The following is a 249-nucleotide window of genomic DNA, read 5'->3' on the forward strand; positions in this document are numbered from 1 at the left end:
TACGACCGGCATTTTGTCAAACTCTTTGCCGTTGTATTGGCAGCCGTCAACCGCAAACAACACGGTCGGCTCGATTTGTGCGAACCGGTCGATGACGCTGCCGGCGCCAAAATCCGGCGAGCAGCTTGACCAAATGGCGCCGATCGAGGCGCAGGCCAAAAATGCCATCACTGTTTCCGGAATGTTCGGCATATAGGCGACGACGCGATCGCCGCGCTTCACTCCCATCGCTCGCAATGCTTTGGCGAT

Annotated in this window: 1 protein-coding gene; it reads right to left on the bottom strand. The window is 57.4% G+C overall.

Going from position 1 to position 249, the window contains the following annotated elements; translation table 11 throughout:
- Positions 1-249: AMP-binding protein (locus tag LD028_RS09285; protein ID WP_237811647.1), on the bottom strand; the 249-nt coding region annotated here is incomplete at both ends.

Origin of the sequence: Anoxybacillus sp. LAT27 (genome assembly GCF_022030075.1) — a bacterium.
Classification (GTDB): Bacteria; Bacillota; Bacilli; order Bacillales; family Anoxybacillaceae; genus Anoxybacillus; species Anoxybacillus kestanbolensis.